General features: G+C 51.1%; 12 protein-coding genes and 1 CRISPR repeat array. Of the genes, 9 read left to right on the forward strand and 3 right to left on the reverse strand.

Features of this window, described 5'->3' with window-relative positions; genetic code table 11:
• Positions 1–677: a CRISPR direct-repeat array (repeat unit 20 nt; unit sequence CAACTAGGTACGATTAAGAC).
• A gap of 215 nt (positions 678–892) precedes the next feature.
• Together BWI97_RS15300 and BWI97_RS15305 are read right to left on the reverse strand one after the other, a co-directional pair.
• Positions 893–1,567 carry an HAD family hydrolase gene (locus tag BWI97_RS15300; protein ID WP_102201602.1) on the reverse strand — a complete coding sequence of 225 codons (675 nt, stop codon included), beginning with the start codon at positions 1,565–1,567 and terminating at the stop codon, positions 893–895.
• 102 nt (positions 1,568–1,669) lie between these two features.
• Positions 1,670–2,545, reverse strand: coding sequence for an aldo/keto reductase family oxidoreductase (locus BWI97_RS15305; protein WP_102201603.1), 876 nt, complete (start codon positions 2,543–2,545; stop codon positions 1,670–1,672).
• Positions 2,546–2,815: 270 nt separating this feature from the next.
• On the opposite strand from BWI97_RS15305, the gene BWI97_RS15310 reads away from it, so the two are divergent.
• The 9 genes from BWI97_RS15310 to BWI97_RS15350 all read left to right on the forward strand — a co-directional run bounded on the left by BWI97_RS15310 (position 2,816) and on the right by BWI97_RS15350 (position 16,166).
• Positions 2,816–3,325 carry an RNA polymerase sigma factor gene (locus BWI97_RS15310; RefSeq protein ID WP_158242770.1) on the forward strand — a complete coding sequence of 170 codons (510 nt, stop codon included), beginning with the start codon at positions 2,816–2,818 and terminating at the stop codon, positions 3,323–3,325.
• Positions 3,326–3,645: 320 nt separating this feature from the next.
• Positions 3,646–4,557 carry a FecR family protein gene (locus tag BWI97_RS15315; RefSeq protein ID WP_102201605.1) on the forward strand — a complete coding sequence of 304 codons (912 nt, stop codon included), beginning with the start codon at positions 3,646–3,648 and terminating at the stop codon, positions 4,555–4,557.
• A 122-nt stretch (positions 4,558–4,679) separates the two neighbouring features.
• Positions 4,680–8,270, forward strand: a complete 3,591-nt coding sequence (locus tag BWI97_RS15320; RefSeq protein ID WP_199182017.1) for a TonB-dependent receptor — start codon at positions 4,680–4,682, stop codon at positions 8,268–8,270.
• 12 nt (positions 8,271–8,282) lie between these two features.
• A complete protein-coding gene (locus BWI97_RS15325) occupies positions 8,283–9,968 on the forward strand; it encodes a RagB/SusD family nutrient uptake outer membrane protein (RefSeq protein WP_102201606.1) in 1,686 nt (561 codons plus the stop codon).
• A gap of 662 nt (positions 9,969–10,630) precedes the next feature.
• Entirely contained in the window at positions 10,631–12,472 is a 1,842-nt protein-coding gene (locus tag BWI97_RS15330) for a PQQ-binding-like beta-propeller repeat protein (RefSeq protein ID WP_102201607.1), read from the forward strand.
• 100 nt (positions 12,473–12,572) lie between these two features.
• Positions 12,573–13,394 (forward strand): bifunctional 2-polyprenyl-6-hydroxyphenol methylase/3-demethylubiquinol 3-O-methyltransferase UbiG, encoded by an 822-nt coding sequence (locus BWI97_RS15335; RefSeq protein WP_102201608.1) that lies wholly within the window; start codon positions 12,573–12,575, stop codon positions 13,392–13,394.
• A gap of 26 nt (positions 13,395–13,420) precedes the next feature.
• On the forward strand, positions 13,421–14,215 hold the full coding sequence (locus tag BWI97_RS15340) for a DUF1080 domain-containing protein (RefSeq protein ID WP_094809253.1): 795 nt from the start codon (positions 13,421–13,423) through the stop codon (positions 14,213–14,215).
• A gap of 170 nt (positions 14,216–14,385) precedes the next feature.
• Positions 14,386–15,171, forward strand: coding sequence for an endonuclease/exonuclease/phosphatase family protein (locus tag BWI97_RS15345; RefSeq protein WP_102201609.1), 786 nt, complete (start codon positions 14,386–14,388; stop codon positions 15,169–15,171).
• A gap of 89 nt (positions 15,172–15,260) precedes the next feature.
• Positions 15,261–16,166, forward strand: a complete 906-nt coding sequence (locus BWI97_RS15350) for a sterol desaturase family protein (RefSeq protein ID WP_102201610.1) — start codon at positions 15,261–15,263, stop codon at positions 16,164–16,166.
• Positions 16,167–16,174: 8 nt separating this feature from the next.
• On the opposite strand, the gene BWI97_RS15355 is transcribed toward BWI97_RS15350, so the two are convergent.
• On the reverse strand, positions 16,175–16,612 hold the full coding sequence (locus BWI97_RS15355; protein ID WP_102201611.1) for a GNAT family N-acetyltransferase: 438 nt from the start codon (positions 16,610–16,612) through the stop codon (positions 16,175–16,177).
• Between the last annotated feature and the right edge of the window lie 196 nt (positions 16,613–16,808).

Consider the following 16,808-nt stretch of genomic DNA (forward strand, 5'->3'; position numbering starts at 1 on the left):
CAACTAGGTACGATTAAGACTGCGGGCTTTAAACAGGGGTTGGGTTAGGATCATGATTTCAATTCCAACTAGGTACGATTAAGACATCGGGGGTGTGCCCTCTTTGAAATACATGTTCGTCAAATTTCAATTCCAACTAGGTACGATTAAGACCTAGATAAAGGCAATCTCGAAACTGTCGTGTCACTTATTTCAATTCCAACTAGGTACGATTAAGACTACGAACAGCAGAAGCCCATGTCTCCTGCCATTCTCATTTCAATTCCAACTAGGTACGATTAAGACCCCGTCGTTAGATAGGGTTTTGCGTAGAAGTCTATTTCAATTCCAACTAGGTACGATTAAGACAAAAGCCTACGTCGAGCTATTGACGGGCAAACTCAATTTCAATTCCAACTAGGTACGATTAAGACGATACGCTGGAATATATCGACCAGAGCCTGCATCATATTTCAATTCCAACTAGGTACGATTAAGACCGACTGGACAAGGGATTGATTATCTTAAGACCTATAATTTCAATTCCAACTAGGTACGATTAAGACAGGGGTTGGGTTAGGATCATGCGGCCCCGTGGTTTAATTTCAATTCCAACTAGGTACGATTAAGACAGGCTATTTTTTACTGATTGAAGCAGACGACGTAACATTTCAATTCCAACTAGGTACGATTAAGACCCCAACTACCGAGCCCCTCAAATCTCCGCAGGGCGTTTAAAAATGGACATTTCTTCGTCAGAAAACAAGACCTTACTGCGTCGATCAGCAATGATACGATTTTACCGGGAGATCGACGACTCGCTTTAGGGCTCTGGAAGGCCGTTTTGCTGGAAAAAGGGGAGGATGGACCGTCGGAAATCGTCAGCCTGTAGCGGCATCGACGACGAGCCAGATTACTGAATCACCTCCTTCAATTGCAGCAAACTACTGATTTCGTAGGTAGGATGGAGCTGCCGGCAGGCTTCAGGATCACCAAATCCGTACGTGGCCCAGCAGGAATCAATCGCACAGTTGTTGGCGTATTGCAGGTCCATGCTGGTATCGCCGATCATGAGGGTACTGTTGCCCGAATGAAGATCGAAATGCGGCTGAATGACGTTGGTATAACTCTCCGGGCTGGGCTTTTTCGGCATCCTCCGCAGTAAAGGACTGCCATCGCCCAGAATCAGTGAGACGTAAGGCGTCAATCCCAGATAATCCAGCGAAGTTTCGATGGAACGAATGCCCTTATTACTAATGACAACCACGTGTTTCCCCTGTTCAACCAGATGCTCCATCAGGTCTTTGGCTCCCGGATAACATTCCACCAATCGGTACGCATCCTGGTCGTAAATGGCCCGGTAGGTCGTCACCCATTCGTTGACTTCATCGATCGACAACGCCGGATTCAGTACCTGAAATGCCTCACCCATTACCAATCCTTTGCTGACGACAGCTTCCAGTTCAGCCAGGGGCGGAACCGGCACGCCGTAATGGGCGAAGGTAGGCGGGAAGGTCGCTAAAATGGCCTGGCGGGAATCACAAAGCGTACCGTCGTAATCAAACAGAATCAGGGAATACGGTTTCATGCCAATGGGATACAGAGAATGATAGGAAAAAGCTTCCAGCCTGAGTAACAGACTGGAAGCCTGACCGATCGGGATCGTATAACGTCGATCGGTCTGCCTAACTTATTTCAGCAGGGCAAGATTATACAATTCGTACCAGTCTTCGTGCGAAAGCTTGATGTCGGCCGCACTGACGGCATTACGAATACGTTCTTCCGACAGCGATCCAATAATGGGTAAGGTTCCCAGCTGATACAGCCAGGCTACGGCAATCTGCTCGACGTTGGCGTCGTATTTGCGACCCATTTCTTCGAGTTTCGAGCGGAGTACAACCGATTTCGCGTCCGAACCATTCAGGATACGTCCACCCGCCAGGGGAGCCCAGGCTAGCGGTTTGCTGAACCGTTGCTTGATAAAATCAAGGCGTCCGTCTTCAATCGCCGTGGTATTCGACAGGTTCAGCTCGATGTGGTTCGTTACGATGGGCCGCTTCAGGTTCGATTCCAGTAACTGGTGCTGGAACACCGTGAAATTACTGACCCCCAGGTGCTTGATTTTACCGGACTTGACGAGTTCCATCAGCGTACGGGCGGTCTCTTCGGGTGGGCAGAGGCGATCCAACTGGTTGAGCAGGAAAATATCCAGGTAATCCGTTTTCAGTCTTCGCAGGGAATTGTCCACGCTCTCGGTGATGTACGCACTGGTGTTGTCATAATACGTAAAACCGTGAGCCGATTGACGAATGCCGCACTTGCTGAAAAGAACCAGAGCTTCGCGTTTGACGGACTTTTGCTGAATGACTTTACCGAAATATTCTTCGATGGTATGGTTTCCGTAATGATCGGCGTGGTCGAAGGTATTGACCCCGAGTTCCAGGCATAAGTTGACTACTTTTTCCATCGACGTGAGGGTTTCGGCACCTTTGTCTTCCCAACGCCAGAATCCATAAATTGCTTCCGAAACTTTGGGTCCGGAGTCACTCAAATACACTTTTTGCATACTAAAAGAGATTATAATAACCGTGGTCTAACGTGGGGTGTACGTCAGGACTTTCGGTCAAAAGTAGCATTAATTCCTAATGCAAAACAGGTTTTTGCGTCTGTAAACCCTATTTTACTTGGTCAGTCGCAGATTTAACAAAATATTTATACAGCCTTTTCCTTTGGTAAAAAGCCATAGAATCCATAAGTTAGCAATTCGCAGAATGAATTTTACCTTGACCAAAACATTTACTTGAAAGCTTTTTCGGATCTAGTGCTCGTAAACCAATTGAAAGCAGAGGACGATCGGGCTGCTTTCAATGAGCTGTATTTACGGTACTGGAAGGTCATCTACGACATTGCTGCGAAAAAGTTACAAGATCCGGACCTGGCCAAGGATGTCGTGCATGATTTGTTTGTCGAACTCTGGTACAAACGCCATACGCTAGTCATCCATACGACCTTTGCGGGCTATCTCTATACGATGCTCAACCATCGGTTCATTGACCTGCAACGTAAAAAAGCCGTCCACACGCGGGCTCAGAACGAGTTGCTCAAAACGCACGAAACCGCCAGCGAAAGCGTGCACGATTCCTTCATTTACGCGGAGCTGGAAACGCGGCTTATGCATCGCATTGAGCACCTGCCCCCGGCCATGCGGCAAATCTTTCTACTCAGTCGGCAGGAGCAATTATCCCCGCAGGAAATCGCCGAACGCTTATCCCTTTCTACCCAGACGGTCAAAAACCAGATTCAGAACGCCCTGCTTCGTCTGAAGGAGTTTCAAATGGAGAAATAAGCAGATGCTTTCGGTGTTCGTGTCGAACGTATAGGTAGGCGAGTCTAGTCCGAAACAGAACACGCCACTCGACTTTGCTGCCCCAAGAACTCAACCTTTTACCAGCCTCCGTATCCTCCACATCGGAAAAATCAACCGAAGCAAGCCTTCTTACACCCTTTTGAGGAAACAAAAGAGTAGAGCCTTCCGCTCTCACCCATCCCTTATTTCGCCATTCCCCAACAACTAAATACCAACTATTAACTAACAACCAAAAACAGCCAACCAACAACTAAAAAAATAACGTACTCCTTCTGGTACGATCCACCCCCGACTTCGTCATGGGGGTATACGAAGTGTTGAACCTTCCACCGTACATGGATAAAGACGATTTATACCGACAGTTTGGGATGGAGGAGCCCGATGAGGAACCTTCGAATCGTGAACTGGAAGAGGAAATTTTACAGCGTATTCACGGTACGCTGGGCTTTGAAGCACCCCAGGTGCGACGCTTTCGCTGGGCCTATGGGCTGGCGGCCAGTATTGTGTTGCTCCTCGGTAGCGTAGGCATCTACTACTGGATGGCTCGCGATACGCAGGCCATTAGTATTCAAATCCCCGCGGGCAAAGTGCGGGAGATTAGATTACCCGATGGCTCCGTAGTCTGGCTCAATGCGGCCACGGCTCTGCATTACGCTCCGGATTTTAATCAGAACCGGGAAGTCTTTCTGGAAGATGGTGAGGCCTTCTTCCGGGTCGTTCACGATGAGAAACGACCCTTTGTGGTCCACGCCGGAAACGTACAGACCCGCGTGCTGGGGACTACCTTTCGCGTAAAAGCGTATCAGGCTCTCGAAACCATGCAGGTTTCGGTGGTTACGGGCAAAGTAGCCGTGAGCGAAGGCACGAAATCGCTGGCCGTCCTGGAGAAAAACCAGGAAATTACCTATCTAAAAACGGAACACAAGGCCATCGAACGGTCTATCGATGCCGCCGAAACCGTGGAATGGCAAACGGGAAATGTAGTCCTCAAGGCCGTAAGCTTCGCAGACATTGCCCTGGCGATTGAAAATGCCTACGGCGTTCGGGTCATTTTCAACCGGGCCACCTTCCGCAACTGCGTGAGCAGCCTTGCCTTTCAACCCCAATCGCAAAAACTCAGTGAAGTACTTGATTTAGTGAAAGATATCCAGGGAATTCAGTATGAAATTAAAGGAAAGGAGGTGCTGATTTCAGGAACTGAATGTCAGTAACAAAAGGAACCGTACCCGCGGAAACAGGTACGGTTCAGCCAGCAGCCCGGTGAATGAGGTAGGAGTCGGACACCGGAAAACCGCCGCTGGGTTTAATACAGGGATTAAACACACTTAAATGTATGAGAAAAAGCAAACGAATCAAACTCATGAGGGTTGGATTGATTGCGTGCGGCATTATGCTCACGGCGGCGGGGAGCCTGCTTGCCGAGAATAGCTACAGCCAGCATCTGATCAGTAAGAAAGTAACGCTTGAACTCCGGGAAACGTCGCTGGAAAAAGCCATCGAAACTCTGCGGAAGACGAGCCACATTGATTTTACCTACAACAACAACGAACTAAGAAAAATTAAGGTATCGGCGGGAACATTTACCAATGATAACGTCGGCCATGTGCTCACGACTCTATTAGACCACACGGCGTACGCGTACCGCGAAACCGATCACAGCATTGTTATTTTTAAACGTCGGGAGGCCCTCCCCGTACCGCCAACGCCGGTTCATCAGCCCGTAGTAGCGGCGACGGTGAAAGAAATGGCCGTTCGGGTCAAAGGGAAAGTGATTGACAGTAAGGGTGTTACGTTGCCCGGCGTTAGCGTCGTCATCAAGGATAGTCAACGGGGTACGCTCACCGATCAGAAGGGAGAGTTTACGCTCGATAACGTGAAGGAAACGGATGTACTGATTTTTACCTTCGTTGGTTTCAAAACCCAGGAAGTCGTACTGGGGAATCGCGTAGAACTGGAAGTCGTACTCGATGAATCCATCAAAGGATTGGACGAAGTCGTCGTGGTAGGCTACGGCACCCAGAAGAAAGGGAACCTGACCGGAGCCGTATCGACCGTAGAAACCGATAAATTTTTGAAATCCCGTCCGGTTACCGACGTCGCTCGCAGCTTGCAGGGAGCGGTGCCGGGGCTGACGATCTCGACGACGAGCGGTGACCTGGGTACAAATCCCCAGATTCGCCTGCGGGGCCTAACGGGCTCGCTCAACGCCGGAAACGGGGCCCAACCCCTGATTCTGGTTGATAACGTTGAAATTCAGAGTCTGCAAATGGTCAACCCGGATGATATTGAATCCATTTCGGTCCTGAAAGATGCGGCGTCCACGTCGATTTACGGAAGCCGGGCGGCCTGGGGTGTTGTGCTGATCACGACGAAATCGGGTAAGAAAAATACCCGGAGTCAGGTTACTTATTCCACCAACTTTGCCTACAGTACCCCCACGACGACCCCAAAAATCGCCGGTGCCGCCGACGGTCCGGAATACGCTCTGGCGGCAGCTCGCCGTACCAATCCCGCGGCTACGACCTTCGGAACGGTAGGGATGTATTTCACCGATGAAAGTATTCAGCGAATCCGCGACTGGAAATCTCAGTACGGCGGCCAAAATCTGGGCAACGATATGGTAATGGGCCGTGATTTTGAAATCAAGGACGGCCGTTTGTACTTCTACCGCCCCTGGGACGCCGAGGCCATGTTCATGCGGAAATGGGCTCCCCAGCAAACGCATAACCTGGGTATCACGGGCGGTTCGGACAAAACCAGCTATAACCTGAGTATAGGCTATCTGGGTCAGGAAGGGGTACTGAAAGACAAAACAGACAAATTTGACCGCTATAACGGGACGTTCAGTATCAATTCTTCCATCAACAAATGGCTGGACGTCAACGGAAAAATCCTCTTTTCGAAGAGCGTATTCGAGACTCCCTTCTCCTTTGGGGGTACGGTTTATGATCCGCTGTACTACATCTATCGCTGGCATCGGGTCTATCCCTACGGTACCTACGAAGGCCGGCCCTTCCGCAGTGCGGTGACGGAAACGCAGCAGGCTCAGATGATCAACACGACGGAAAACTTCCTGCGGGCTACCATCGGCGGGCGACTGAAACTGATGGAAGGACTCACCATTGACGCCAACTATACGTACTCCAACACCAATCGGCACGTGCGGGATGTCGGAGGAAAAGTAATGGCCTGGAATCAATGGAATGGGGTACCGCTGAAGTATGAATCGTACGCGAGTGCTACCTATGACCGGGTCATCTATCGGTCCCTCTGGAATGAACTGCACACGGTGAAGGCTTTTGGTACCTATCAGAAAGAACTGACCAATCACTCCTTCAAGGTCATTGCCGGGATGGATATGGACATTAGTCAGGATTGGGACCAAAGCTCCGAGCGACGCGGACTGATTGACATGAACCTGGGCGAACTCCCCCTCGCTACGGGAGATCAGTACGTAGGCGGGAGTCGGGGTCACTGGGCTACCCAGGGTTTCTTTGGACGGATTAACTACGGCTACAAAGACAAATTCCTGCTGGAGCTGAACGGCCGCTACGACGGTTCGTCGTTCTTCCCCACCCGTACCCAATGGGCCTTTTTCCCCTCGATCTCTGCCGGATACGTCCTTACGGAAGAACCTTTCATGAAGCCCATCGAGCCGGTGCTGAGCTCGCTGAAAATCCGGGGGTCTTACGGTTCGCTGGGAAATACGGATGTGGGTACGACGACGTTCCGACCCACGATGGGTACGACCAACTCCAGCTGGTGGATCGGCAGTACCAATATGCTGACGGTGAATACGCCCGCTCTGGTACCTGCTGCACTGACCTGGGAAACCATCCGTACGCTTGATTTTGGAGCCGACGCCAAGCTGTTGAACAACAAAGTAGGCGTGACGTTTGACTGGTATAAACGTACAACCAGCGATATGATCACGACGGGTATTCAGTTGCCGAGTTCCTTCGGGGCGGCAGCTCCCCGCCGAAATTATGGCGAAATGCAAACGACGGGCTGGGAACTGGCCGTTGATTTCAACCACGGATTCACGAATGGGCTGAACATCAATCTGGGCTTAAACCTGTCGGACTTTACTGAAAAAATCACCCGTTTTGATGGAACGCTGGTGAATGGCAACTACACCGGGAAAAACCTCGGCGAAATCTGGGGCTACGAAACCGACCGCTTTTTCACGAAAGACGATTTCAATCAGGATGCAAACGGAAATCTGCTACGCGACGCGACGGGCAGGTATATCCTGAAAGACGGTATCCCCAACCAGACCCGCCACGAATCCGGCTGGTTCTTCTACGGACCCGGCGACGTGAAGTATAAGGATCTCAATGGAGACGGCACCATTTTCACGGGAAGTAGCAGTCTGGAGGATCACGGTGATCTGAAAGTCATCGGTAACTCGACGCCCCGGTATCAGTATGGGGTGCGACTGGGAGCCGACTGGAAAGGTTTCGATTTCAATATGTTCTGGCAGGGGGTAGGCAAACGCGAACTCTGGCCTTCGGGCAGCATTTTCATTCCGGGTTTCAACCCCAGTGATGCCATGTATGCTCACCAGATGGATTACTGGACGGAGGAAAATCCGAATGCGTTTTACCCACGCCCAACCAATACGGGCCAATCCAATAACACACAGAACTTTCTGATTCAGAGTAAGTATCTGCTCAATATGGCCTATTTGCGGTTGAAAAACATGACGCTGGGCTATACCCTTCCAAAAACGCTGACGGAACGCATTCGGATTGAGCGTTGCCGGGTATATGTGAACGGCGAAAACCTGCTGACCTTCGACGATCTATCCATTCCGATTGATCCGGAAGTAGGGTACCTGCGGTCAAACAGCCCGGCGGTAACGTTTGGTCGGGTGTATCCGTACCGTCGCACGTTCTCTTTCGGTCTTCAACTCACCTTTTAATCAGAGCCAGCGATGAAAAAAATAGCGATTCTCTTGTCCGCCGCCCTGCTTTTTCTGGTGGGTTGTAAGGACGATTTACTAACGCGTTCGCCCCTCGACGCCCTCTCGGACGAAACCTACTGGACCAATGAAGCCAACGTCCGGACCTTTGCCTGGGGTTTTTATACCCGGTATTTTGATGGCTACGGATCCAGCTTTACGCCGGGACGATACTTCAACGGACAAACATTAAACGACGATTTTGCTCCGGCGAGCCCGACGCAGTTTACCCGAAATGTACCGGCTACGAGCAGTAACTGGACCTTTGCCTGGGTACGGAAAGCAAACCTCTTCAAGGAACGGATTCAGCGGGTACCGATGGAAGCCGAAGCCATTCGGCACTGGACGGGCATAGCCCGTTTTTTCCGGGCGATGGAATACCATGAACTCGTTCGTCAGTATGGCGATGTGCCGTTTTTTGACCAGGTGATTGGGGAAACCGATTTTGCTCAACTCTACAAACCCCGCGACCCGCGTACGGTGGTGGCGGATAGTATGCTGGCCGATTTGCAATACGCAGCGGCCAACGTACGGGCGGACGACGGCGAGAAAGGATTAACCGTGAATAAAAGCGTTGTACTCGCATTTATGTCCCGCATTATGCTCTACCACGGAACCTTTCTGAAGTACCACAGCATCGACCAGAATCGGGCTAAAACTTACCTGGAAGCGGCGAAATGGGCAGCAAATGAAGTCATCACTTCGGGTCGGTACGCGGCTACGGACACGTACCGCTCGATGTTCAGTTCGCTGAGTCTGGCGTCCTCGAAGGAAATGATTCTGTACCGGAAATACGAAACCGGTATGCTGACGCACTCGCTGAACAGTTATAACAACAAGGAGCCGCAAACGGGGGTCTCGAAAGATGCCATCGAATCGTACCTGAGCAAGGATGGCTTGCCCATTCAGCTTTCGCCGCTGTACAAGGGGGATAAGGGGATTGCCAATGTCATGGCCGATCGCGACCCCCGGCTGCCCGCAACGATCGTGAACCAGCTACGGGTGAGTAAGTACGCCGCCAACTTTTCGTCAAGCGGATACGCGACGCACAAATTCCTGAACGAAGAAACCAGGGAATTACCCGAAGGCAGCGGCTCGCTCAACCAGACCGACGCCCCCGTCATTCGCTACGGCGAAGTACTGGTTAACTACGCGGAGGCTGGTGCCGAACTGGGTACGCTCACGCAGGCCGATCTGGACAAGTCGATTAACACCTTACGGCAACGTCCGGGGATTGCGATGCCGAAACTGGAAGTCAGTGGCACAAGTCCGGCGGTGAATGGCAAGGTCTACGACGATCCGTCCCGCGATCCTTCGGTTCCCGCCCTGATCTGGGAAATCCGTCGTGAACGCCGGATTGAACTGCTGCTGGAAGGCTTCCGTCTGGACGATCTGATTCGCTGGAAGAAGATGGAGTACGCCGATACGCAGGCAAATTCGGACATCAACCGGGGAGCCTGGATTCGCAAGGCCGATTACCCCAATACCGATGCCATTATCGAGGGAACAACGGAAGGCTACATCATTCCGGCTCCAAAACTCGAATCGCAACGTTTATTCACCGATCCCAAAGTGTATCTGACGCCCATTCCGCTCGATCAGATTACCCTGTACCGAGCCGCCGGATACGAACTCAAGCAAAATCCGGGCTGGGAGTAAATATTGTAGAGTGATTCAACTGCCAGCGATATGCTGGCAGTTGTGTTTTGGGTTAAATGAGGTTGGTTTTAGAGGTTCAGTTAACTATGTCGTCTTGAACAGACCGGGTTCGGTACTTCTTCCTGGCTGGCTAGTAGCCATTGAGCCTTTCAGGCTGGACCTCTCCACGACTAACCATTCCATGGGGGCCATCCCATGGTGGCGACAGCCTGCATTGGCCCAACGCTTTGCGGCTATCGTAGGTCGTTCAGTTACCCCATGGAATGGTCCAGCCTGGAAGGCTCAATGGCGGGAGAGGTTTTCATCTTTGGACAGCAGTTTTAGTGGTTTGTTGATAGTTAATGGTAGTTAGAAAACAGTCGAATAACTTCAAGGACGGCCTAAACCCCATCCCCGTCCTATCGCGAAAAGCCGCCTTTTTCATCCGCAACGCGGTGGCCTAAAGCGGGATGAAAAGAGCGGTGTTCGCGATACGGACTAAACGAACAGCCCTGCTAACGGCACCAAACTTCGTCTAGGTGAATAACGAAGCTCAAAAAGAAAAAAATTTTAGATGTAGAACATAAGGTACTGGTTAGCCGGTATACCGGCCGATATCCCGTCTGAGTTGACGATACTCTCCCAAACCCTATTAGTAAAATAACCTCCGTAAACATTTATTTATGAAACCCTTCTTCACGCTGCTCCTCTGCTGGCTCGCCCTACACACCTCGGCTCAGAGCTTTCAGTTTGCCTTTGTGACAGACTTGCACGTCGGCGGGGCAACCGGAGCCGATGATTTACGGCGTACAGTGAAAGACATCAACGCCAATCCTAATCTAAAGTTTGTCTTACTCACGGGCGATCTCACCGAATTCGGTTCGGACGAAGAGTTGCAACTGGCCAAAACCATCATCGATAGCCTGCAAAAACCCTGGTACGCCATTCCCGGAAACCATGACGCCAACTGGTCGGAAAGCGGGAGCAATACCTTCAAGCGGGTATTCAAAGGTGAATCGTTCTCCTTCGAGTACGGCGGTTTTGCCTTCATTGCGACGGCCTCAGGGCCGAACATGCGGATGGGGCCAGGGCAGGTTCCCCGCGAACATCTGGTCTGGCTGGATAGTACCTTGAATCATCTGCCCAATCCGAAAATTCCGATTGTCTACATCAACCACTATCCGCAGGATGCCTCGCTCAATAACTGGTATGATGCTCTGGACCGGGTGAAAAAACGGAATGTACAACTCTTTCTCTGTGGTCACGGGCACCAGAACAAGGTTTACGATTTTGAACACATTCCGGGGGTCATGGGTCGTTCGAACCTGCGGGCCAAAGCCGAAATTGGGGGCTACAACATTGTTACGCTGACGAAGAACGAAGCAGTATTCACGGAGAAAACGCCGGGTACCGATCAGCTACGTTCCTGGGCAACCATCCCGTTGTACGATCACGAATTTAGTAAGGATACGACGCATTTTCCGCGTCCTTCCTACGCCGTTAATGAACAATACGCTCAGGTTAAAACGCTTTGGCAGTACCAGGATAACAGCGACATTGGCTCGGGAATAACCGTACAGAATGACCTGACTTTGTGCTCGAATACGAATGGACTGCTGTATGCTTTGGACGAAAAAGGCCAGAAAAAATGGAGCTTCCAGACCGCAGGTAAAGTATACGCGACGCCAGCGGCGAATAAAAAATACGCCGTCATTGCCTCCAGTGATCGCTGGATTTACGCCGTAAACCGAAAAAATGGAACCTTACGCTGGAAGTATGAGACGGGCAAGGCCGCCGTGGGAAGTCCGGTCATTCACGAAAACGCGGTATACGTTGGCGGTTCAGACGGCCATTTTCGGGCTTTCGATTTGAAGACGGGAAAAGTAATGTGGGATTTTGACGGGGTCAAAGGTTTTATCGTGACCAAACCCCTGATTTACCAGAACAAGATCTACTTCGGCTGCTGGGCGAATGATTTCTACGCGTTGGATTTGAAGACGGGAAAACTGGTCTGGAAGTGGAACAATGGTTCGCCCAATCGCATGTATTCGCCCGCCGCCTGCTATCCAGTCGGGGTGAATAACCGCATTTTCATCGTCGCTCCCGATCGGTACATGACCGCCCTGGATGCCGCAACGGGTCAGGTCATTTGGCGGAAACAGAATCCGGACGTACGGGTACGTGAGTCGATGGGCCTTTCCACCGATGGCTCGCTGGTGTACGTGAAAACCATGCAGGGCAACGTTTACGGGGTTTCGACGACGGCCGCGGCCATGGAATTGCCCTGGAAAGCAGAGGTACAGTTGGACTATGAAATCTGTCCGACGGCAATTGTCGAAAAAGACGGAGTCGTCTACGTACCCGGCAATTCGGGCATGCTCACCGCCATTGACCGGAAAACCGGACAAACCCGCTGGCAGCATAAACTTTCCAACGCCCTGGTGAGTGGCATTACCCCGCTGGATCGGGGGAAGGTGCTGGTCAGTACCATGGACGGGAAAGTGACTTGCCTGCAAGGAAACTAAGCCTTCACGTTTTTCAGAAGCCGCCGTCGTTCCGCTGGGGAGTACGGCGGCTTTGCTTTTCAGGATTTTTCCTATCTTGATTGCCCAAACAACCGAAGGGATGGATTACCTCGAAAAAAACCGGAATACCTGGAATCAGCGAACCCTGTACCATTTGCAATCGGATTTTTATGATCTGGAAGGGTTCATGAAAGGAGCTACTTCGCTCAAAGACATCGAACTCGGCTTGTTGGGGGAGGTTGCGGGGAAAACGATCCTGCATTTGCAGTGCCATTTCGGTCAGGACACCCTTTCGCTGGCTCGCTTGGGAGCCAAGGTAACGGGCGTTGATTTGTCAGATATTGCCATTTATTCGGCGGAATCACTGGCGATTCAGATGGATCTGCTGACGCCTCAATTCATTTGTTCGGATGTTTACGATCTTAATCTCAATCAGCAGTTTGATCTGGTTTTTACCAGCTATGGCGTCATCGGCTGGCTACCCGACCTGGATCGCTGGGCGGAAGTCATTGCCCGCCATCTGAAGCCGGGTGGACGTCTGGTTTTCGCGGAGTTTCATCCGGTAGTCTGGATGTTCGACAGCCATTTCCGGTACGTGCAGTATTCGTATTTCAATACCGAAGCCATTGAAGAGACTACGCAGGGAACCTACGCCGATCCGGATGCTCCCATTACAACCGACTCGGTGGGTTGGAATCATTCGCTGGGTGAGGTACTGAGCAGCCTGATTAGTCAGGGATTGCAGATTAACTTCTTCCAGGAGTACGATTATTCGCCCTACGACTGCTTTGCCGAAACCGTGGAAGTAGAACCGGGCAAATTCCGGATTCGCCACCTCGACGCCAAAATTCCGATGGTCTACGCGTTGCAGGCCGTAAAACCGAACCCTGCGGAAGGGTATGCCGCTCCCGAAAACGTCTAATCGGAATAAAGACCTGCTTTTCCTCAATGAAGATTCGCTACACCCTCGTATGCCTGGCCCTGCTGGCCGCTTCCTCCGTTCAGGCCCAGAAGAAAAAATGGGTTTCCCTGTTCAATGGCAAAGACATTTCAGACTGGATCGTCAAGATTCACCACCACGATGTAAACGTCAATTACGGAAATACCTTTCGGGTCGAAGACGGCATGATTAAAGTTCGCTACGATCAATACGATCACTTCAACGAACAATACGGGCATTTGTACTACAAAACGCCTTTTTCGCATTACCACCTGGTCATTGAATACAAATTTGCCGATCCCTGGCGGAAAGATGCCCCGTCGTACACGATTCTGAATAGTGGCGTGATGTTTCACTCGCAGGATCCACGAACCATGCCGAAGGAGCAGGACTGGCCGATTTCGATAGAAATGCAGTTTCTGGCCGGGCTGGGGGATGGGAAACCGCGACCGACCGGAAATATGTGCTCGCCGGGTACCAATATTGTCTATAAAGGCAAACTGGACAAGCGGCACTGCATCGATTCCAACTCCAAAACCTACGGCAAAGATGAGTGGGTACGGGCCGAACTCATCGTACTGGGCGATTCGCTGGTGAAACACATCATCAACGGCGAAACGGTTTTGGAATACTCAAAGCCGCAGATTGGTGGCGATGTGGCGAATCGGTACGATCCAGCTCAGAAAGTGGACGGCAAAATTCTGAGTTCGGGCTTCATTGCTCTACAAAGCGAAGGGCAACCCATCGATTTCCGGAAGGTGGAAATTATGGATTTAAGTGAAGGCAAAGAGGGTAAAAAATAACCTTGCTTGCTCGTGACCCTGAAATCTTACTTCCTCCCGCTACTACATCTATGTTAGCGGGAGGAAGTAAGATTGGTAACGTGGGGATGTTATCCTAGTGTTACCATTGTAATCATCGCTTGCAGAAGTACCGTTCCGCGTGTTATTTCCGGGTTTAATACGCTCTGCTTATGAAAACGGTTTTTTCCCTTTCCTTGCTGGTTGTATTGCTAGGTTGTACGCGTCCGTCAGGTCGTTCGGGTGGCGATACGGTACGCGTCCTGACGTATAACATTCACCACGCCAATCCACCTTCCAAACCTGAGTTTATTGACCTGGAGGCCATTGCCCGCGTCATTAAAAACGATCAGCCAGATATAGTCATGGTGCAGGAGGTAGACGTCCGTACCCGCCGTTCCGGACAGGTGGATGAGGCCGAAAAACTGGCCCAGCTCACGGGTTTGCAGGCGTATTTTGTCAAAGCCATTGATCACGATGGTGGCGAGTACGGCGTTGCTTTGTTATCGAAATTCCCCCTTCATAATCAACGCCGCTATCCGTTACCCCTGGATTCGCAGAAACCCGGCGAGCCCCGGGTGCTGGGAACGGCTGAGCTGAAATTGCCCTCGGGGCGTAGCATCACCGTGGCCTGTACGCACCTGGATGCCCAGCGGGGGCCTGCCAGTCGGGTTTTACAGGCCAAAGAAATCGCTCGGATTTTGAAAGCCGTACCCATGCCCGTTATCCTGGCCGGAGACCTGAACGATACGCCTGAAAGTGAGACCTTACGGATCTTAAATCAGTCCCTGCAATCGACGTGTAAAGACTGTGCTCCGACCATTCCGGTCGAAAATCCTCGGAAGACCATCGACTTCATTTTAACCGGCGGTCCCTGGAAAGTAATGGAACACCGCGTAATCCAGGAAACCTATGCTTCCGACCATCTGCCCGTGCGGGCTACCCTAAGCTTACCTTAACTTCTAATTTCGTTTTAATATTTCAAGGGTATAAGAAAAAACGTTTTGTTGCATTTTTGTAAGACCATTGATGTTTTACCTTGATTGCCATGGAACGTATATTTACCTTAATTACTACCCCTACTTACCTTTTTTTCATCCTTTTAGAACTTTACATCTCAAATCGTGAACGACTGGGATTGTATAATTTCAAGGAAACCCGTAACAGTCTTCTGCTTGGATTAGGAGGTTTAGTACTGGATGTCGCCATGAAAGGCGTCTCATTTTTCGTACTCGACGGGCTGGCTCGGCACTCTTTTCTGTGGACGTATTGGCAGGAGCATCCCGTAGCGGCCTGGGTGGGTGTATTCTTTGCTCAGGATTTTTGCTTCTACTGGTTACACCGGGCGGAACACTATTGCCGGGTACTCTGGGCCGTGCATTCCACGCACCATTCCGCCGAACGGTACAACCTGACGGTGGCCCTGCGATCGTCGATGTTTCAGCCCTTGTACCGGTATGTGTTTTACGTACCCGCGGCTTTGCTGGGCTTCGATGGCGTTCATATTCTGTTTATCTACGCGGTCAATCAGGCGTATCAGTTCTTCCTCCATACCGAGACGGTCGGTAAGCTGGGTCTGCTGGAACGCGTGCTGGTTACGCCTTCGCACCACCGGGTACACCACGCCTCGAATGTCGCGTATCTCGACAAGAATATGGGTCAGGTACTCATCATCTGGGATAAGCTATTTGGTACCTATGCCGAAGAAAGAGCCGAGGAACCGACCCGTTTTGGCCTCACGCATCCGCTGCCCAGTCAGAACTTCGTACACGTAGCCTTCGATGAATGGAAACACCTGGCTCAGGATGTATCGCAGCCGGGGCTTTCTTGGTCGGATAAACTCCGTTACGTATTCGCTGCTCCGGGCTGGTCGCACGACGGCCATACGCTTACTTCACGGCAGCTTCGGCAGCAGCAGTCTACCGTCGAAAAACGGGAAGAAGTAGAGGCTTAGCTCCAGATTTAAAGCTGAATTAGAAAACTGAACCCATGCTTCTGGAATCCCAGCGATTCGTAAAAAGCATGGGTTCTTTCGCGTTTCAGATTGCTGGAAAGGGCCATCTTGTAACATTGTTTCTCCCGGCAACGCTCCATCGCAAAGGTCATCATTTCCCGGCCAATGCCCTGACCCTGGGCGGAGGTATGCACGGCCACATCCTCGACTACGCCCGAGCGGGCTCCGGCGTGGCCCAGATTATCCATGATCAGTAAAGCAAAGGTTCCCAGAATCACCCGCTCCTGTTCGGCTACGTAGAGAGTGTAATCCGGGTACGACTGCATGCGTTGAAAGGTCGCCAGAGCCTGTTCGGGACTCAGGATTTCCGGATCTTCGAAGGCGTTTTGGTACAGGGCCAGAACGGCGGGAAGGTCTTCCGCCTGGGCCGGACGAATGATTAACATACAGGAAACAGGTTGAAATGACGGGCCTGAATTCGGCTGATTTGATGGAATCAAAGCTAAGAATCGCTTCGGGTTAATTCCAGATTTTCGGGAAGAAAAGATACTTGGATGACCTGAGCGAAAGCCGTTTCTTTGCGACTGGTTTTTTCAATATCCGCCTGAAAACCCAGATGAAAAGAAAAACGTCAGAATCTTT

The sequence above is a fragment of the Siphonobacter sp. BAB-5405 genome (assembly GCF_002872335.1).
Classification (GTDB): Bacteria; Bacteroidota; Bacteroidia; order Cytophagales; family Spirosomataceae; genus Siphonobacter.